The organism is Proteus sp. CD3 (assembly GCF_008808075.1).
Taxonomy (GTDB): Bacteria; Pseudomonadota; Gammaproteobacteria; order Enterobacterales; family Enterobacteriaceae; genus Proteus; species Proteus appendicitidis.
The window spans coordinates 2,338,741-2,357,445 of the sequence record NZ_CP019686.1 but is presented as its reverse complement, the minus strand read 5'-3'; the positions used below and the strand labels follow the sequence as shown (position 1 = coordinate 2,357,445).

The following is an 18,705-nucleotide window of genomic DNA, read 5'->3' as shown; positions in this document are numbered from 1 at the left end:
AATATAAAATTTAAAGCAATACCTAACAAAAAAATATATTGGTTGCAATTAATCAGCGGAACGCTGACGCAAACAAACTATAGCAAAAAATATATTTAGTTCAAGCCTAAGTAAAATAAAATATGACGTAATGTGCACTACACCGCACCCGCCTGCACAATTTGGATCTAAAAATTATTTCAGTTTGAATTTTTTACAAAACATATCGCGAGAGCGCATAGTGACTGGTTTCTTTGCGTCAGCGTCAAACTGAAATGATTGAAAAAGATTTCAGGTTATTTCAGTTTGACGAAAAAAAGAGAGAAGCAAGTAGACTTGTAATACCATGAAAATAAAAGATTTTTCATGCTTTACGTGAGAATTATTTTTAATGTAAACCCCACATGAAAAACTGAAATGCCCCATTCATGCGGGTTTACAGAAAATTCAAACTGAAATCGAATGAAAAAACAAATCAGGAGTGGGGCGGTAACAATGGATGTTTTACTTGTTTTGATACGAGAGCTTGAATGATTTTTATTACATCATCAGCACTAAATCCAGATAAATTAATCACCATTGAATTTTAAGATATAATTCAATTGAGTTTAATAGGCCATTCAACTTTATAAATAAGAATATTTGAATAACATAAATTAGTTAATTTATATCATACTGAAGTTAAATTACTTACAAGTAAGTAAAGTAGACCTCAGACATTTCATGTTTAACTCCATTAATGATTGCAATAGAACGCTCACCAATAAGATTGCAATTTTCATCAATATAATCAATGATATCAAAATTAGTACTGATTTTTTCAATACCTAATTTTTCTAAGGTGAATATTTCTCCAGCATGAGGTATTCCATCCATTTGATGATTTATCCAAATACGTAGCGATGCATAAATTTTATCATTCATGTCAAGATATCCTTTTTTTTCCTTATCTAAATCAGCAAGTTTTAAAAAACCTTCCATACGCTCTGAACCACCAAACATGTGATGGACACTAGATACTCTATCTAAATCATGGGGATTGAAAACTAAAAAACCAGAAGTTGGTGTAATCCAAGCTGATGTAACTTTGTAACCTGACCCTAATAAATCAAACTGTACAGATTGATCAAATATTGATGTGGTTTTTATACCGTAGCCATCAAGATTAATCACAATAGGAGAGGCTGTATGAAGATTATTTATTACAAATTTCTTAATTTCAGGCTCACAAGTACCTAACTCTAAAGTTAAATATTTAGCTACATCCCAAGCATCTGATGATTTTTTTGCAAACCACTTTCCTCCCCCAACCGTCGTTGTTGGTACAATTGCATCTACACAAGGTTGCCCCCATTTGGGTAATCGCTCGGGTCTCCATCTATCTGGTGTAAGAACAAATTTGCGGGCTTCTTTAATTTGATAACTATCTCCAGAACAAAGTGCATTACTTAGATTTGCATAAATACTTATAGCTGTATTTGGTTTTAAGTAATTCGGCAGTTGGCGACGACCTAAGGATGTTTGATTAAATAGCTGCATACCAAAATCAACACAATTACCACAAGCTAATGCATATTTTAAATTACCCATATTTGACTCATGTTGGGCTTTTTCAGCATATTTTAATGCTGTGGTAAAATCATTTAATGATAGTTTTACGTAATTAAAATGATAAGGCGATTTTGATTCAATTTTATGCCTATTGTCTCTTTCTTCATTAGAGATACCAGAAGGTCTATTTTTATTTTTTAAATTTGCACCAAAAGTACCTTTATTAACTCCATTCCCATCAATAAAGGTGAAGTTTATATGACCTGTAGCAGACTTTACGCCAATATTAGATAAATTTGCCTCAAACTGATTAATACGAATATATGGTTGAGCCATAAATAGTCCTTATTTTTTATTGCGAATAAGTAATATTGATTGTGTATTTTCATCTACAACCGATGAGTATGATTCTGGGGTGGCTTTGTCGCAGTCTAGAATGTAACGTGCATCACTTCCTGATCTACCTAAATAAGGTATATATGGATATTTAGAATTAGTATATTTTCTAGCATCTTCAATTGTTGTTAGATAAGCACAAGGATTTTCCATAGCCTTAATGACTAATTCCCTTTGTGCTTGATTATTGAAAATGAAAGATGCGATTTTGAAAACAAAACAAGAAGTAGGAATATCGTTTATACGGTTTTCAATACAGTGATTATTTTGAATTAAAGGATTTTCTTTTATAACGTTTTTTACTGTGATCCTAGTTGTTGGTGTAATTACAGTATTAGGGTCATGAACATCAATTTCAACTAACTCACCGTTTCTTTGAATATAATGTTTTGTATTAACTAAAGTGAATGAATCATATTCGATTAAAGAACAGCCACCTATTAGTGCTATATCTATATTCTCGTCTTCTCCATTGCATAAATGCATAGATACTCTATTGTTGCTGTTAGCATTTATTAAACCAGTTACATAAGCATCATAGATGTTTTTTCCTGTGATTGCTTCAATTACTGCAGATGTCGCGGCATCTTGCACTGCAATTGATGGGATAAAATGAAATGAGTCATTTTTGTATATTGGATATGCACTTGTGAAGAAAGGAAGTAGCACAATACTGAATATTAATAAATTATGTTTAACTCGAATAATCATACCAAAATCCACTTTTAAATTAATTTATAAATGCATAAGAAGATAGTATACAATTTAGAGTTAAATGAAAGTGATTATCATTACATTATTTAAGAGGAATAGTCATTTTTATAGCAAAATGATTTATTTAATAATCATTATTATTAATAACTATAATTATTTAATCTATAATGCTTATTAATATAATTTAAAATTATTCTTAGATTAGTGTCTATTAATTCACACTATTATCACCAATATTTTAATTTTTCGTTTAATGATTAATAATCCCTTGCGGTTTTATATGGAAATGAAATTAATAATATTGTCCATTTGAAGTCTTTTTATTACTTGGTTTTATACGCTATTAAAAAATAAAAAGAGCGTAACCTAAATAACAAACTTGATATCAAAAATTACTTGCACTTATTGTCATACTCTATTAAAACCTCTTGAAGAATATAGCTGTGTATTTTGCTCTTATGGAACAGTACATTGACCATCTATTCAAGAGGACAACTTAAGAAGTTGATCAACATACCCAATCGCTAATACAACTAATTGCGAATGTAGATCAGACTATTACTGACGAAAATATTGAGTATTTAATGAATTTTTATACTGAAAATGGCACGTTGGTGTTTAAAGATGATTTGCATGTTTCTGGTAAGCCTTCACTGAAAAAAGCATTGATGGTGATTGCTGGATTTTTAATCACTCACTGTAAGTTTCTCAAGGTAAAGTAAAAGTTATTTTAGTAAAGATTGTGCGCTCGTTTTAGCGCAAACATTTTTAAGTGCAAATATGCCAAATGAAGGAAAATTTAATACAGCAAGAGAAGCTACTTATGTTTTTAAACTTGTTAATGATCAATGGCTCTGTGTTATAGATAACTCATATGGTACTGATTTATCAAAATCATATTCTAATGCTCGTTTGCATTTTTTCTGTGAAAGAATTACTTCAGGTAAATCAACGTTAGCCAAATCTTTTTCTAAATCCCCCAGAACGGTATTAATTAATGAAGGAGCTGTTAAGCAAACATATTGCAGTTCTTCTTAGTGCTGGAAATACCGTCATTATGAATTTTCTTGCTAATACACCTAGCAGCGACAATGGTTAAAATCATTAGCTGATAATACGAATATGCCTTATTTATTTCATGTTTTGAAAGTAGAAAACAGTGAGTGAAAAAAACGATTATCTTTACGTAATCAACTAGATAAGAAGCCATTCAAAACCACAGATGCAGAGTTCGATTTTTTACCCAGCGTTTTTCGTACCCTGATCCAGAAGAGCTATTAGTGATAAAAGGATATAATTAAATCACAGCATGTATTTTTATATTAACCCAATAATATTGGGCTAATATTGTAAATTAGCTCAATGGGATAACCCTAAAAACTGAATTATCTTATAAGATCAACGCCTAATAAAAGTACCACTTGTTACGCATTGACAGTATTATGTGTAGAGTTTATGAATATGCGAACTATGATGCTGCTCATCATAAGATAATTAGCGGAGAACGTTATGAAGTATCGCCTGTGCGGTGTTGCTCTTTCAGTCGCCTTACTTTCAGGATGTGCAAGTACCTCTAATAATGGGGAGGGGCGCTCTGACCCATTAGAAGGGTTTAACCGCCAGATGTTTGATTTTAACTACTATGTTTTAGACCCCTATATTTTACGCCCAGTTGCCGTTGTTTGGCGTGATTATGTGCCGCCACCAGCAAGAAATGGCTTATCTAACTTTTTAGGTAATTTAGAAGAGCCTGCAAGTATGGTAAACAGCATATTACGTGGTGATTTTGAAAAGGGTGCAAAACATTTTGGTCGTTTCTGGATCAATACCGTTTTTGGTATGGGCGGCTTAATAGATGTTGCTGGCATGTCTAAAGAGACGATGGAAAAAGAAGTCCCAATGCGATTTGGTAGCACATTAGGGCATTATGGTATGGATTACGGTCCTTATGTTGTTGTACCAGGCTATGGTAGCTTTACTGTCCGTGAAGAAGGTGGTGATTGGGCTGACTTAACCTATCCTATGCTGAGCTATTTAACATTTTGGATGTCAGCAGGTAAGTGGGCATTAGAAGGCATTGAAACACGAGCGCAATTGCTAGATTCAGATGCGATTTTACAAAACTCTTCTGATCCTTACTTAATGATGCGTGAAGCTTACTTCCAGAGTAATGACTTCCAAGCTGGCACGGTAAAAGAGAACCCTAACGCAAAAGCAATTGAAGATGATTTAGATTCCATTGACTAATCGTTGCTACTCGTTTTATGTATAAATGAAAAATGGTCTGAAAACAGACCATTTAGACTGTAATCAAACAAATTGTGTTTGGTTACAGCCATTACATTATTTATCATAGATATGAAAAACTAATTTACTGATTTTAAATTGAAGAATACCGAGTGAAAAACATATTTTTATCCTATTTTGTCAATAGAATTACATTGATTATCACAATAAATATTGTCTTTAATAAAGATAATATTATTAATAAATCTTCTCAAAAAATAATTATTATTTTTATTAACTCATTCTTATCCATTGATATTGTTCGGATGATAAATCTTATTAATAATATAGCTTGTTAATTAAAGACTTTTTTAAAAATACTTTATATTTAAATTATAGCGTTATGCTTGATTTTAATTTTTAGCATGATATAAGTTATTTTTATAATAATTATATAGATTAACTATTTGTTAGTAATTTATCTTGATAATTATTACATGATGTTTTCTTCAAAAAAATATTGAAGTAATTTAATATCCTCAACACTTTACTCTTCCGTTAAATAAATTGATTACTTTAGTTGTTATTATTTTAATAAGTAAAATCACTGGTATTAATTAATTTTTAACCAAATGAAATGGAGTATTTAATTATGAGTAGTATTAATAGTTTCTTTTTAAATAAGTCACTGTCAGGTTTGAAGAATGAATCATATATTATGCCACAGGGAGATCCGACAGTAGGATATCCACAAATTTGTCTGCAATCGAATAGAAAACCTGAGCCGACAGATTTAGATGCTATTTGTGAGATTGCCGATAAAGCAGCATCTGATTATCCCGATGATAAAAATGCTAGAGCTAAAGCCGTGGTAACTGCATTAAATCAAATTTGTGGCGGAGGAAGCTTAGGACATGCTTGGGTCATTGTTTTTGAAAGTAAAGATGTGACTGATTCAAATTGCCATCGATATGGCTATCATGAAGGTGTTGGATATACTAAAAATAGAAGTAATGATCGTCCAACTCGAGGCTTTGCTTATCAACTTTGTTTAAAAATCTCTCAAGAGCAATTTAATCGCTTAGAACATGTTGTTATTCCTCAATTAAATGAAGAAAGTACGGAGATAGCAAAAAACTTTAATATGCGCCCAGGCAATGGCGAAAAAGGTGTATATACCCCTGTGACGAATTGTACATGGTTTGCAGGTAATCTGTGGAATAGAACTATGGATCAGTCCATAGAATTTAAACAACCATTTTCAGGGAAAGAACATGCAGAAGATTGGGGAATTGATTATCTTTATAAAATAGAGGATGTAGCAGATCCCGGCTATCTTTCAATGAAAATGAAAAGAGAGATAATTAAAAATAATGACTTTGCAAAATTAGATTTTCACAATTCAAGAGATATAACATCATCTAAACTCAACAAGGCGTTAGAAAAAAATAAACATATCCATATTGAATTATATGATGGACATTGGTCTCCTAATATTTACATTCCAGAAACCGCACCTGTTGATAATGCGGTGATTTATATAACCAGTGATGCTGGATATAATTCAACGGTACATATTGCTAATCAAAAAAAGAATATTTCTAGAAATGAAGAACTATTTTTCGTTGGCGATCATAATGAACGTTGGTTTATTCTTTTTTAAGTATCGAGAATTATTTTAACTATAATCGAACTAATAAAAAACGCTCTGTTTTTAACAGAGCGTTTTTTATTAGTTTAAATGCTCTTAAATAAAAGAGCATTTTTGTATCAATATTATTAAGCGTATAGATTAAAAACGGTAGTTAAAGTTCATACCGTATAACCATGCTTTACCTGATGATTCAAATTCATAAGCAGGTAATGGTAAATCTTCAGATAATTTCTCTTTGATTGTGACTTTTTTACCGTGCATATAGGCTAAGCCCACATCAACAGACATATCTTTATTAAATGCGTAAGTTGTACCTGCACTTAACCAGAAGCGATCTTGGTCTGGAATGGAAATAGAACGTTTATCAGCGGGAACTGGGCTATCATCAAAGGCAATACCGGTACGGAATGTCCAGTTATCATCGTGATAATAAGTTGTTCCTAAAGCCACACGCCATGCATCACGGAAACCTTCTTCTTTATTAAACAGCTGTTGACCGTCGCTCTTACGTGTTGCTTTTAACTCTTCGAACGCACTCCAACTGGTGTAAGCGAAGTTATAGTGAACAGCCCATTTTGGTGCGACGCGGTGGTAAGCTGCAAATTCCCAAATTTCAGGTAGGTTAAGATCAAGTTTACCTTTAATGGTTTCGCCGTTAGTGCCGACAATTCCCATTCCTTCGAGTTGCGGAATAGGGCGTAAATCGCTTTGATACTCACCATCTTTAAATTTCACTTTTACTTTAGAGCGATAAGTGAAGCTAATACGGTTACCTTCATCAAATTCGTATAATAGACCTGCGTTCCAGCCAAAGCCCCATGCATCACCTTTTAACTGAGCAAAGCGATCGCTAGGAGATAGGCTTGATAAATAACCACCTAATTGTTCCATGCCCGGTTTTTGAGATAATGCGCCACCTAAGACTTTACCAGCTTCGCCCACATGACGAGTAATTTCGGCATCAGCGTAAAGAGCATTTAACCCTAAACCTACGCTAAATTGGTTATTTACACGGTAACCTGCACTTAAGTTTAGGTTCATGGTTTTCAAATCAGTTTTCCCACCGATAAGCCCTGCAGGATAATCGTCGGGGAAATCTGTCGCTAAACCAAAGTTTGTTGTACCTGATGCGCCAATGGCCCATTTATCATTGATAGGTGCGACAAAATGGATATTAGGTACTAATGCACTTGGTGCAATATCTTTTGCAGTGGTATCAGTACCTGTAAGAGGTGATTTACCTTTAACATCAACCCCTGGGTTAATGAGAATAGCACCGACAGAAAATTCGGGGCGATCAAACATAGTCAGTGCAGCTGGGTTTCGGCTACCTACGCTTGCGTCATCGGCGATAACGCCTTCCCCTGAAAATGCACGCCCTAGTGCTGATGTAGAATATTCATTTAACTGAAAACCGGCAGCGCCTGCTTGAGAGGAGATTGCTCCTACAATGGCAGCTAGTGCTGTGCGAGTAAACAGGTTTTTACGGTTCATGACCTAAACCCTCATAATTTTTTTAAGTTAGTAACTTCTGATTAGAAGCGCTGGATTTTAGGTGCGGTTGTCGTTATGACAAATCAGACCAGTTGATTAAGTATAAAGTTGATCACCCCAAATGTTGCAAGTATGTTTTACAAATATTTCTGTTTTGATTCAATAATTGGGATTTGCTTAACATATTTTTCACAAAACATCCCAATAAAGATATTTTTGATTGTTAAATAAACAGAATAATCAATTATTTTTGTAAAGTTGTAATAAAATTTGAGCTAAAGCAGTTTATTTTATTTTTTTGCGATTATGATAGATAATTAACATTTCTTTCGTTGGGGGACTAAAATGGCAGACGCAATTAATCGTTGTAGTGCAGAAGAAACCGCTGCTTGCTGTTGTGTAGATGTGGGTACTATTATTGACAATAAGAATTGCACAGCGTCATATCAGCATGTCTTCGCTGATAAAGTACAAGCGCAAGCAATGTTAGATCAGCTCAGTGCAAAAGCACAATCTATTGCTTCAGAGCCTTGCAAAATTAATCAACAATTTGCTGATGTTGATGGTGGTATTCAACTCACCGCTGATTTTACATTCTCTTGTGAAGCAGAAAACCTAATTTTCCAGTTGGGATTACGTTAATCCTCTGAAATTAATAGATTTAAGGCTGTTGAAATTCAACAGCCTTTTTTATCTATCTCGATCACTCCATTATCTTTTCTATCATTATTGTTAAGTTTCAGACATTTCATCGAAATATTGAGCGCTAACTCCCACTTCTCGTAAAATGACGTTTCTGAAAAGTGAAATTTTTGTTAACACTGTTGTCAGGTCAGACCTCTTTGGTGTTAGGAAAATCATTTTGTCAGGAGCCGTTATGAAGTCATCAACGAACAGTGCTATGAAAGATCGCATTGCCATTGTCAGCGGACTACGCTTACCTTTTGCCAAACAAGCGACTGCGTATCGAGGAATACCTGCGGTTGAATTAGGGCGTTCAGTGGTTCAAGAATTAGTGACTCGCAATGAAATTCCTCCCGAAATTATTGATCAACTTGTTTTCGGGCAAGTGGTTCAAATGCCAGAAGCCCCTAATATCGCCAGAGAAATTGTGCTTGGTGCCGGATTAAGTGTAAAAACCGATGCTTATAGTGTCACAAGAGCATGTGCAACAAGCTTTCAGGCGATTGCTAATGTTGCTGAAAGTATGATGGCAGGACATGTCTCTGTCGGTATTGCGGGTGGCGCAGATTCGTCTTCTGTTTTGCCTATCGGTGTTAGTAAAAAATTAGCTGATGTTTTATTAAGCCTGAATAAAGCAAAATCATTAGGTCAACGATTAAGTTATTTAAGTCAATTACGGTTTCGAGATTTGCTCCCTGTAGCGCCGGCTGTTGCTGAATATTCAACAGGATTACGCATGGGAGACACCGCAGAGCAAATGGCAAAGACTTATCATATTTCTAGAGCCGCTCAAGATGAATTAGCACATCGTTCCCATCAATTAGCAACCAAAGCATGGGAGATGCGAAAACTAAATGATGAAGTGATGACGGCTTTTTTTCCACCTTACAAAGAAGGCTTCCATCAAGATAATAATATTCGTAAAAACTCTGTTCTTGATTCTTACGCCAAACTAAAACCAGCTTTTGATCGTAAACATGGCAGTGTTACCGCCGCAAACAGTACGCCATTAACGGATGGCGCAGCCGCGGTATTAATGATGAAAGAATCAGTTGCAAAAAGTCTTGGTTATCAACCTTTAGGTTATTTACGCAGTTATGCTTTTACCGCGACAGATGTCTGGAAAGATATGCTATTGGGACCATCATATGCCACACCACTTGCGCTTTCTCGCGCAGGTCTTTCTTTGAGTGATCTCACGTTAATTGATATGCATGAAGCTTTTGCCGCACAAACACTCAGTAATTTGACGTTGTTTGCCAGTGAACGGTTTGCTAAAGAGCAACTAGGGTTATCCAAGGCGATTGGAGAAGTGGATATGGATAAATTTAATGTGCTAGGTGGTTCTATTGCTTATGGGCATCCCTTTGCTGCGACTGGTGCAAGAATGGTCACACAGACACTACAGGAGCTTAAACGTCGAGGTGGCGGTTTTGGGTTAACTACAGCTTGTGCTGCGGGTGGATTGGGTGCAGCGATGATTTTGGAGGTGGAATAATGGAACAACAAACAACACTAGAAAAATCATCTGTTTTTCAGTTCTCAGTTCGTAATGACAAAGTGGGTGTTATCACCATTGATGTTGTTGGTGAAAAAGTAAATACGTTAAAAGCAGAATTTGTGCAGCAATTTCAAGATGTTTTAAAGCAAGCTCAGCAACATTCTGGAGTGAAAGGATTAATTATCACCTCAGGTAAAACAGATAGTTTTATTGCTGGTGCGGATATCTCGATGATTGCGGGTTGTAAAACTAAAGAAGAAGCGAGTGCATTAGCAAAAGCAGGGCAAGATCTTTTTACTCAACTTGAAAACTACCCATTACCCGTTGTGGCGGCTATTAATGGCGCATGCCTTGGTGGCGGGCTTGAATTAGCCTTAGCCTGTCATGGGCGAATTTGTTCTGATAATAGTAAAACGCGTTTAGGGCTTCCTGAAGTGCAACTTGGATTGCTGCCAGGCTCTGGTGGTACTCAACGTTTACCTCGTCTTATTGGTGTGACCTCTGCGTTAGATATGATCTTAACGGGGAGACAAGTTAATGCGAAAAGAGCCTTAAAATTAGGTCTTGTAAATGATGTTGTCTCACAAGATATTCTATTAGAAGTTGCTGCTAAATGGATTTTATCGGGTAAAAAAGAACAGAAAAAACATTCAGTGATGGATCGTTTTTGGGCGAATACAACGCTAGGTAGAAATATTCTTTTTGGGCAGGCGAAAAAACGCACATTAGCCAAGACAAAAGGGCATTACCCCGCAGTTGAACGTATTCTACACGTAATAGAACGTGGTCTTGAAAAGGATATTCAAACAGGGTTTAAAGAAGAGGCAAATGCATTTGGTGAACTTGCTATGACACCAGTTTCATCTGCATTAAGGCATCTCTTTTTTGCTTCTACGGCACTTAAAAATGAAACAGGATCATCCGAAAAACCAGATGATTTGCACCATATTGGTATTTTAGGTGGTGGATTAATGGGCGGTGGTATTGCCTTTGTCACGGCGACAAAAGGTAATTTACCAGTAAGAATTAAAGATATCAGTGATAAAGGCATTGCTCAGGCACTTAATTATAGTTGGAAAGCGCTTTCAGCCAAAGTAAGTAAAAAAAGATTATCTGCACGCGAACGTCAGCGTCAAATGGGGCTACTCTCTGGTTCTTTGGATTACAGCGGTTTTCATCAATCAAATATTATTGTTGAAGCGGTTTTTGAAGATCTTGCTTTAAAACAGAAAATGGTCGCAGATATTGAGGGCGTGGGAAAAGGTAAAATTATTTTTGCTTCAAATACCTCTTCACTTCCTATTCATAAAATTGCAGAAACAGCAAAATACCCAGAAAAAGTGATCGGGCTTCACTATTTTAGTCCCGTAGAAAAAATGCCTTTGGTTGAAGTTATTCCACATGAAAATACGGATGAAAAAACGATTGCTACAACGGTAGCTTTTGCTAAAAAACAGGGCAAAGTTGCAATAGTTGTTGGTGATAAACCAGGATTCTATGTTAACCGTATTCTTGCTCCTTATATCAGTGAAGCATTGACGTGTTTAGTACAAGGAGAGCCTATTGAGAACATTGATAAAGCACTTGTTCAGTTTGGCTTCCCCGTAGGACCTATTCAGTTATTGGATGAAGTGGGTATTGATATTGGCACAAAAATAACGCCAATATTAGTGAATGCATTTGGTGACAGATTTGCCTCTCCTCCTGCTGTGGATGCCATTATTGCTGATGATAGAAAAGGTCGTAAAAATGGACGAGGTTTTTATCTTTATGCAAAACATGCATTACCTTTCTCATTCGGTAAAAATAAAAAACAACCTGATCCGGTTATATATCGACTATTACAAATTAAGCCTAAAAGCCAACTATCTTCCTCTGAAATTACGGAACGTTGTTTATTATTAATGTTAAATGAAGCCGTTCGTTGTTTAGATGAAAATATTATAAAGCAACCACGAGATGGTGATATTGGTGCTGTATTTGGTATCGGTTTTCCGCCTTTTTTTGGTGGCCCATTCCGTTATATGGACAGTATGGGAACAACAAAGGTGGCAGAAAAACTTAACCAACTTGCCGATAAATATGGAGAAAAATATCGCCCTTGTGAGCGTTTAGTTGAAATGGCTAAACGAAATGAACGTTTTTACGATTAATATCATTGCTTTACCATTGCTTTTTCCTTTTGTGACATTTGTTTTGATTGAGGCGCTTATGCGCCTTTTTTCTTGTACTTTTTGCGTCAGATTAATAATTGGTGAATTTTTAATGGAAAAAGAGGTCGAAAGTGTTAATTATGGTCAGATATGGCAAAATAGTTATTTGAAAATAAATTTAAAAACCAAGCTTTTTAAAATAAAATTCTGAAAATGATGTTAATTTGTAAACCAACAGCATTTTCTTAAAAAGATTAATAATGCTATTGCAATTAAGGTATTGAAGATTTGATATGGGAATATATTAATTTAAACTGAATTAAATTAAGTATCTTACAAGTGTAAATACCAGTAATTACAAAAATAAAATAGGTTTAATAATTTACTATGCAAATTTTTATTATGCGCCACGGAGAAGCGGCTCTTGATGCTGCTAGCGATGCACTAAGACCACTAACTGAACGTGGAAAAAGTGAATCAATAAAAATGGCTGAATGGATGACAAAGCAGGGACATACAATCGATTATGTTTTAGTCAGCCCTTATTTACGCGCTCAACAGACTTTGGATGCAGTAAAAACAGATTTAGCGCTACCTAGTAAAATAGAAACAGAGGATGGGCTTATCCCAGGCGGTAATCCTTCACATGTTGCACATTACTTACGTGCTTTGGGGGATACAGGATATAAAAATATTCTGGTTATTTCTCACTTACCTTTAGTTGGCTATGTTGTCGCTGAACTTTGCCCTGCGGTATGCGCTCCTATGTTTTCAACATCAACCATTGCTTGTGTTGATTTTGACTTATCAAAAGGCGCAGGGGAGTTACTATGGCAAGTGTCACCCTCAATATTAAAATGAAATTTAAATCAATTAACTAAGTAAGTAATTAACACCTTATTTCACCTAATAGGTGATTTAAGGGTTAATGCAATAGAATTTTTTGGGTTTAGCGACGCGCGATATCGTCGTTTTCCACTAACACTAATAATGCAGCATCGCCTCCCCATTCTTTTGGGGCTTGATGAAAAGCAATGACATCAGGGTGTTGTGCTAACCAAAGTGGTGTTTGCTGTTTTAAAATATGTTTGCCATGACCGTGCATAATACAGGCACAATAAACATGTTCTCGTCTACATGCCGCAATTAATGCGCCAATCTCTTGTTTTGCAATTAGTTGTGTTAATCCATGCAAATCTAGAAAAAATTCAGGTACATAATCACCTCGACGTAGCTTTTTTAATTCATAAGCATTAGCGCCTTCTCTTAAATAGCGCATTGGACCTTCTGTGGCTAAGTTAGGCTGAAATTCATCTGAAAAATAATAAGAGGCATCAACTTGCTCTTGTTGTAAACGTTCAACAGCGTAGTGCGTCACTTTTTTACGTTTTGGTGAATGAAGTATTTTATCTTGAGGTAATTTCTTAGTGCCTTTTATCATCTCCTGAAATAACTCAATTTCAGAAGGCGGTAATGAAAATTTTTTATTCATTTTTTACGATTCTTCATAGTGTTACTGTCTTTATTAGGCAATAGTACATGAAATAGTGTTGGAGATAAAAAATATAGACCATAAATTTAGCATAAAAAAAGGCAGGGGATTTACCCTGCCGAAATAGTCACATAGTTAGCAAATATAGGCTGGTTAACAAATGGCTCTACTCATGATATCTGTGGAACATAACACGTTGTTATATCTTCAGATTGCGATAAAAAAAGATATAAAAATCGTCTTTAAAAGTAGCTATTTGCCTTAAAATGACTGCATATCGAATGAAAAAAATCTATAGGCGCATTTAGTACACAGTTAATTCCTTCATGTTTTAAGTATGGTTCAATTTCATTAACTTGCTAATAAAAGTTAAATTAAAAGTATAAAACACCAATTTTTATTTGTGAGCAGATCGTAAATTTCGCTTTTAATTAGCTGATTGAAGTTTAAAACCATAGTGATTGTGTGGTTATGGTAAAGAGAATAATAATGTAGTGATGTTTTTTTATGGTTTCCCGCTGATTTATCGCCATCTTCATGGCAAACTACAGACTTTCTATTTCTTCAGAGGACAACAGTTTTGGATATAACACTAAAAGAGGAAGCGGTTGCTGATCTAAGCACTATCCTAGATATGTTACGTTGGGCTATGAGTCAGTTTAATTCATCTGATATTTATTATGGTCATGGCACAGATAACGCATGGGATGAAGCATTACAGCTTGTATTACCGACCATTGCACTTCCTTTAGATATTCCAGATGCACTGTTATCAACCAAGTTAACAACTTCTGAAAAGATGGAAATTATTACACTTATCGAAAGCCGCATTGAGCAAAAAATTCCAGTTCCTTATTTAACTCATCGCGCTTGGTTCTGTGGCCACGAATTTTATGTTGATGAACGTGTGCTTATTCCTCGCTCTCCTATTGGTGAATTAATCAATAACCATTTTGATGGCTTAATTCAGCAAGAGCCAACACGTATTCTCGACTTATGTACGGGAAGCGGCTGTATTGCGATTGCTTGTGCTCATGAGTTTGAAGATGCTGAAGTCGATGCGGTTGATATCTCGGAAGATGCGCTGGAAGTGGCTGAATTTAATATTGAAAATCATGGTTTAGTGCATCGTGTTTATCCAATGCAATCAGATTTATTTAACGCCATTGTTCCAACGCCTTACGATATTATTGTGACAAATCCTCCGTATGTTGATGTCGAAGATATGGGTGATTTACCTGATGAATACCAAGTTGAACCTGAATTAGCATTAGCTTCGGGTATTGATGGACTAGATATAACGAGACAAATTTTACTAAAAGCCCCTGAATATCTGAGTGAAAAAGGTATTTTAGTCTGTGAAGTGGGTAATAGTATGGTTCATCTTATTGAGCAATTCCCAGAAGTTCCATTTACATGGCTTGAGTTTGAAAATGGTGGGCTTGGTGTTTTCATGTTGACCCGCGAACAACTTGTTGAACACTCACACTGTTTTATCCAATGATAAACGTTGATGTAACTGCAATGAGACGGTAAATTGTCATTTATTGCAAATAACATATTGATAACATCACACAGTAAAAGATAGGAATAAAGGGATGGCAGGAAACAGTATCGGACAATTATTCAGAGTCACGACTTTTGGTGAGTCTCATGGTATTGCATTAGGTTGCATTGTTGATGGTGTACCTCCTGGATTACCTTTAACAGAAGCCGACTTACAAGTTGATTTAGATAGACGTAGACCCGGAACATCACGTTATACCACTCAACGCCGTGAACCAGATCAAGTCCGCATTTTATCAGGTGTATTTAATGGTGTTACAACAGGAACAAGCATTGGTTTACTGATTGAAAACACAGATCAACGTTCTCAAGATTACAGTGAAATCAAAGATGTTTTTCGTCCTGGTCATGCTGATTACACCTACGAGCAAAAATATGGTTTGCGTGATTATCGTGGTGGTGGACGCTCTTCTGCACGAGAAACTGCAATGCGTGTTGCTGCCGGTGCAATCGCCAAAAAATACCTAAAAGAGAAAATGGGTATTGAAGTCAAAGGCTATCTTTCTCAACTAGGTCCCATTACTTGTGATCTTGTTGATTGGTCTATCGTTGAAACTAACCCGTTTTTCTGTCCAGATCCTTCTCGTTTAGAAGCACTTGATGAATATATGCGTGCGCTTAAAAAAGAAGGTAACTCGATTGGTGCAAAAGTGACTGTGGTTGCAGAAGGTGTGCCAGCAGGATTTGGGGAGCCAGTTTTTGACAGACTAGATGCAGACTTAGCACACGCATTAATGAGTATCAATGCTGTTAAAGGAATTGAAATTGGTGATGGTTTCGGTGTTGTGACATTAAAAGGCACTGAAAATAGAGATGAAATCACTAAAAATGGTTTCACTAGCAACCATGCAGGTGGCATTTTGGGTGGAATTAGCAGTGGTCAGCCAATTGTTGCTCATATCGCTTTAAAACCAACATCTAGCATTACTATTGCTGGTAAAACGATAAATCGTGATGGTGAAGAAGTCGATATGATAACTAAAGGTCGTCATGATCCTTGTGTGGGAATACGCGCTATTCCGATTGCAGAGGCAATGATGGCAATTGTGTTGCTTGATCATGCATTGCGCCAACGTGGTCAATGTGGTGACGTTGTACCTCCGTTAATGCAATGGTAATCATTCTACGTCAATAACGTAGTCGATAAACTGTTGTAAGTTTGATGTTAGCTTTAAAGGTGTGAGCGCCTAATTTTATTATGCTCAGATCGTGTTGCTGTCGCTTTTTTAAATAAATGAGATAAACACAGCAACACGTCCTTCATTCCTAATAATTCGGATAGATAAATGGATTGGCTCTTTTCAGATGGCATCTACCTTCTTCTCTTCTTTGTTGCTTTAATTGCCGGTTTTATTGATTCAATTGCTGGTGGTGGTGGCTTAATCACTATTCCAGCGTTGTTATCAGCAGGGGTTCCGCCTGTTCAAGCTCTTGCAACGAATAAACTGCAATCAGTTGGTGGTTCTTTTTCGGCTACGCTCTATTTTATACGTCGAAAAGTTATTGATTTAAAAGCGCAGCGATTTGCAATTTTAATGACGTTTATTGGTGCAGTTTCTGGTGCCATGCTGGTGCAATTTATTAATCCAGAAATCCTTAAACAAGCACTACCTATTCTTACCATAGCTATCGGTCTCTATTTTCTTCTTACTCCATCAATAGGCGCTCAAGACAGTAAACAACGTATTGGCTACTATACTTTTGGTGCCGTATTAGGGGGTGGGGTCGGTTTTTATGATGGTATTTTTGGACCCGGAACAGGCTCTTTTTTCGCTTTAGGTTATGTCATGTTACTTGGATATAATCTTTCAAAAGCAACAGCTCATGCTAAGTTACTTAACTTCACCTCTAATTTTGGCTCTTTACTGTTTTTTATTATTGGTGGGCAGGTTATTTGGACTATTGGTTTAGTTATGCTTTGTGGGCAGTTTATTGGCGCTCGCTTAGGTGCAGGTTTAGTCTTAACAAAAGGGCAAAAATTAATAAGACCTATGCTGGTCATTATCTCCTTTTTGATGAGCATCAAACTCATACATGACAATCATGGCGATACTATTGCACTTTGGTTTTCTGCACTTTTTAATTAGGAATAGATGGTTTTTAAATGTCAGCACATCATTATCAACAGTTAATTGATATCTTTAATCAATGTTTTAGCGAAAGTTTCCAAACCCGTTTAGTGAAAGGGGATGATGAGCCGATTTATTTGCCTGCAAATGAAGAGACACCTTATCACCAAATCATTTTTGCTCATGGTTTTTATGCCAGTGCATTACATGAAATATCACATTGGTGTATCGCTGGAGAGGCTCGTCGCCAACAAGTTGATTATGGTTACTGGTATTGTCCAGATGGAAGAGATGAAACCACTCAAGGACAGTTCGAAGTTGTAGAAATAAAACCTCAAGCGTTAGATTGGTTATTCTGCCAAGCTGCTGGCTATCCTTTTAATGTTAGTTGTGACAATTTAGAAGGTAACTTCGAACCTGACCGTTATGAATTTAGAAATAAAGTTAGAGAACAAGTGCTAGCTTATTTACGAGACAAAAACACGCCACCTCGTGCACAGCTATTTATTAATGCGTTACATTTGTTTTACAATACCCCTGAGCTAACGGAAGAGATGTTTCCTTATCAGGAAAATCCTTTAGTTAATTAAGGATTGCGAGAATAACTATCGCCTATCCACTGTGAAGGTTTTACCCAATAGGGTGGAGTCTGAAGTAGTAAGGTTGCTAGAACTCACGTATTTATGCTGTGCTAATACAGGGTAAATATAGAAGGTAGCAACATTATATATTGAGGATAAATAATGCTTTCTGAGTATGAAGCGTACTTATTAGATAAAATTGATAGCCGTGTTGAACATGCCTCTGACGATGAGTTATTTGCAGGCGGGTATTTACAAGGCCATATTACACTGGCTATTGCTGAACTTGAGCAAGAAAATAACACACAGTTAGAAGCGTTAAGAACGCGTGTAGAAGAGAGCATTCAAAAGGCGATAAAAGCAGGCGAGCTTTCACCTCCAGATCAAGTGTTGGTTTTATCTACATGGCATGATTTAGTTAACTCAATTAATTAATTTGTTATGTCTACTAAGAGAACAACCGGCAGAAATCGGTTGTTTTTTCTTTCTTAAAATTTTATTAAGATCACTGCCTCTAAGTTATATTTAAGATATTTACTGTTGAATTAGATTGGTTTTTATACAAAAATTGATCCTTACTATTTATCAATTGTTTTTATTTGATTTTTCAAAGTCGATGTATCTCTCATTGATTAAGCATAATAG

At 35.8% G+C, this 18,705-nt stretch carries 16 protein-coding genes; 12 read left to right on the top strand and 4 right to left on the bottom strand.

Annotated features, from left to right (window positions below; genetic code table 11):
- Positions 1-669: 669 nt before the first annotated feature.
- Both BTA34_RS18400 and BTA34_RS10735 read right to left on the bottom strand, forming a co-directional pair.
- On the bottom strand, positions 670-1,866 hold the full coding sequence (locus BTA34_RS18400) for a hypothetical protein (RefSeq protein ID WP_265576066.1): 1,197 nt from the start codon (positions 1,864-1,866) through the stop codon (positions 670-672).
- Between the two features lie 9 nt (positions 1,867-1,875).
- Positions 1,876-2,637 (bottom strand): hypothetical protein, encoded by a 762-nt coding sequence (locus BTA34_RS10735; protein ID WP_265576065.1) that lies wholly within the window; start codon positions 2,635-2,637, stop codon positions 1,876-1,878.
- A 783-nt stretch (positions 2,638-3,420) separates the two neighbouring features.
- Here BTA34_RS10735 and BTA34_RS18395 point away from each other — a divergent pair.
- From BTA34_RS18395 to BTA34_RS10720, 3 genes are all read left to right on the top strand, one after another.
- Positions 3,421-3,678: a hypothetical protein gene (locus tag BTA34_RS18395; protein ID WP_265576064.1), complete on the top strand. Its 258-nt coding sequence runs from the start codon at positions 3,421-3,423 to the stop codon at positions 3,676-3,678.
- Between the two features lie 471 nt (positions 3,679-4,149).
- The gene (mlaA, locus tag BTA34_RS10725) at positions 4,150-4,887 is read left to right on the top strand and encodes a phospholipid-binding lipoprotein MlaA (protein ID WP_109399872.1); all 738 of its coding nucleotides are present in this window, start codon (positions 4,150-4,152) and stop codon (positions 4,885-4,887) included.
- Positions 4,888-5,518: 631 nt separating this feature from the next.
- Positions 5,519-6,529, top strand: coding sequence for a hypothetical protein (locus tag BTA34_RS10720; RefSeq protein WP_151435606.1), 1,011 nt, complete (start codon positions 5,519-5,521; stop codon positions 6,527-6,529).
- Positions 6,530-6,658: 129 nt separating this feature from the next.
- Here the strand turns inward: BTA34_RS10720 and fadL are convergent, their stop codons facing one another.
- Positions 6,659-8,014: a long-chain fatty acid transporter FadL gene (gene fadL / locus BTA34_RS10715; RefSeq protein WP_151435605.1), complete on the bottom strand. Its 1,356-nt coding sequence runs from the start codon at positions 8,012-8,014 to the stop codon at positions 6,659-6,661.
- A gap of 345 nt (positions 8,015-8,359) precedes the next feature.
- Here fadL and BTA34_RS10710 point away from each other — a divergent pair, with 345 nt between their 5' ends.
- The 4 genes from BTA34_RS10710 to sixA all read left to right on the top strand — a co-directional run bounded on the left by BTA34_RS10710 (position 8,360) and on the right by sixA (position 13,213).
- A complete protein-coding gene (locus BTA34_RS10710) occupies positions 8,360-8,656 on the top strand; it encodes a YfcZ/YiiS family protein (protein ID WP_151435604.1) in 297 nt (98 codons plus the stop codon).
- A 235-nt stretch (positions 8,657-8,891) separates the two neighbouring features.
- A complete protein-coding gene (gene fadI / locus BTA34_RS10705) occupies positions 8,892-10,196 on the top strand; it encodes an acetyl-CoA C-acyltransferase FadI (protein WP_151435603.1) in 1,305 nt (434 codons plus the stop codon).
- Positions 10,196-12,352 carry a fatty acid oxidation complex subunit alpha FadJ gene (gene fadJ, locus BTA34_RS10700; protein WP_151435602.1) on the top strand — a complete coding sequence of 719 codons (2,157 nt, stop codon included), beginning with the start codon at positions 10,196-10,198 and terminating at the stop codon, positions 12,350-12,352. The genes fadI and fadJ overlap by 1 nt, the downstream gene beginning before the upstream one ends.
- Before the next feature lie 387 nt (positions 12,353-12,739).
- Positions 12,740-13,213, top strand: a complete 474-nt coding sequence (gene sixA / locus BTA34_RS10695; protein ID WP_151435601.1) for a phosphohistidine phosphatase SixA — start codon at positions 12,740-12,742, stop codon at positions 13,211-13,213.
- An 88-nt stretch (positions 13,214-13,301) separates the two neighbouring features.
- Here sixA and smrB read toward each other — a convergent pair whose 3' ends face one another.
- Positions 13,302-13,844, bottom strand: coding sequence for an endonuclease SmrB (smrB, locus tag BTA34_RS10690; RefSeq protein WP_100158442.1), 543 nt, complete (start codon positions 13,842-13,844; stop codon positions 13,302-13,304).
- Positions 13,845-14,478: 634 nt separating this feature from the next.
- On the opposite strand from smrB, the gene prmB reads away from it, so the two are divergent.
- The 5 genes from prmB to BTA34_RS10665 all read left to right on the top strand — a co-directional run bounded on the left by prmB (position 14,479) and on the right by BTA34_RS10665 (position 18,495).
- Positions 14,479-15,348 carry a 50S ribosomal protein L3 N(5)-glutamine methyltransferase gene (prmB, locus tag BTA34_RS10685; protein ID WP_265576333.1) on the top strand — a complete coding sequence of 290 codons (870 nt, stop codon included), beginning with the start codon at positions 14,479-14,481 and terminating at the stop codon, positions 15,346-15,348.
- 94 nt (positions 15,349-15,442) lie between these two features.
- Complete coding sequence (gene aroC / locus BTA34_RS10680; RefSeq protein WP_151435599.1) at positions 15,443-16,528, top strand: chorismate synthase; 1,086 nt, start codon at positions 15,443-15,445, stop codon at positions 16,526-16,528.
- 168 nt (positions 16,529-16,696) lie between these two features.
- A complete protein-coding gene (locus BTA34_RS10675; RefSeq protein WP_109370925.1) occupies positions 16,697-17,497 on the top strand; it encodes a sulfite exporter TauE/SafE family protein in 801 nt (266 codons plus the stop codon).
- A 17-nt stretch (positions 17,498-17,514) separates the two neighbouring features.
- A complete protein-coding gene (locus tag BTA34_RS10670; protein WP_088495095.1) occupies positions 17,515-18,069 on the top strand; it encodes an elongation factor P hydroxylase in 555 nt (184 codons plus the stop codon).
- Positions 18,070-18,222: 153 nt separating this feature from the next.
- Positions 18,223-18,495, top strand: coding sequence for a YfcL family protein (locus BTA34_RS10665; protein ID WP_151435598.1), 273 nt, complete (start codon positions 18,223-18,225; stop codon positions 18,493-18,495).
- Positions 18,496-18,705 lie beyond the last annotated feature (210 nt).

Coding starts and splice junctions, on each gene's coding strand:
- BTA34_RS18400 (WP_265576066.1), bottom strand. CDS start 1,866: ATGGCTCAACCATATATTCGTATTAATCAGTTTGAGGCAAATTTATCT.
- BTA34_RS10735 (WP_265576065.1), bottom strand. CDS start 2,637: ATGATTATTCGAGTTAAACATAATTTATTAATATTCAGTATTGTGCTA.
- BTA34_RS18395 (WP_265576064.1), top strand. CDS start 3,421: ATGCCAAATGAAGGAAAATTTAATACAGCAAGAGAAGCTACTTATGTT.
- mlaA (WP_109399872.1), top strand. CDS start 4,150: ATGAAGTATCGCCTGTGCGGTGTTGCTCTTTCAGTCGCCTTACTTTCA.
- BTA34_RS10720 (WP_151435606.1), top strand. CDS start 5,519: ATGAGTAGTATTAATAGTTTCTTTTTAAATAAGTCACTGTCAGGTTTG.
- fadL (WP_151435605.1), bottom strand. CDS start 8,014: ATGAACCGTAAAAACCTGTTTACTCGCACAGCACTAGCTGCCATTGTA.
- BTA34_RS10710 (WP_151435604.1), top strand. CDS start 8,360: ATGGCAGACGCAATTAATCGTTGTAGTGCAGAAGAAACCGCTGCTTGC.
- fadI (WP_151435603.1), top strand. CDS start 8,892: ATGAAGTCATCAACGAACAGTGCTATGAAAGATCGCATTGCCATTGTC.
- fadJ (WP_151435602.1), top strand. CDS start 10,196: ATGGAACAACAAACAACACTAGAAAAATCATCTGTTTTTCAGTTCTCA.
- sixA (WP_151435601.1), top strand. CDS start 12,740: ATGCAAATTTTTATTATGCGCCACGGAGAAGCGGCTCTTGATGCTGCT.
- smrB (WP_100158442.1), bottom strand. CDS start 13,844: ATGAATAAAAAATTTTCATTACCGCCTTCTGAAATTGAGTTATTTCAG.
- prmB (WP_265576333.1), top strand. CDS start 14,479: ATGTTACGTTGGGCTATGAGTCAGTTTAATTCATCTGATATTTATTAT.
- aroC (WP_151435599.1), top strand. CDS start 15,443: ATGGCAGGAAACAGTATCGGACAATTATTCAGAGTCACGACTTTTGGT.
- BTA34_RS10675 (WP_109370925.1), top strand. CDS start 16,697: ATGGATTGGCTCTTTTCAGATGGCATCTACCTTCTTCTCTTCTTTGTT.
- BTA34_RS10670 (WP_088495095.1), top strand. CDS start 17,515: ATGTCAGCACATCATTATCAACAGTTAATTGATATCTTTAATCAATGT.
- BTA34_RS10665 (WP_151435598.1), top strand. CDS start 18,223: ATGCTTTCTGAGTATGAAGCGTACTTATTAGATAAAATTGATAGCCGT.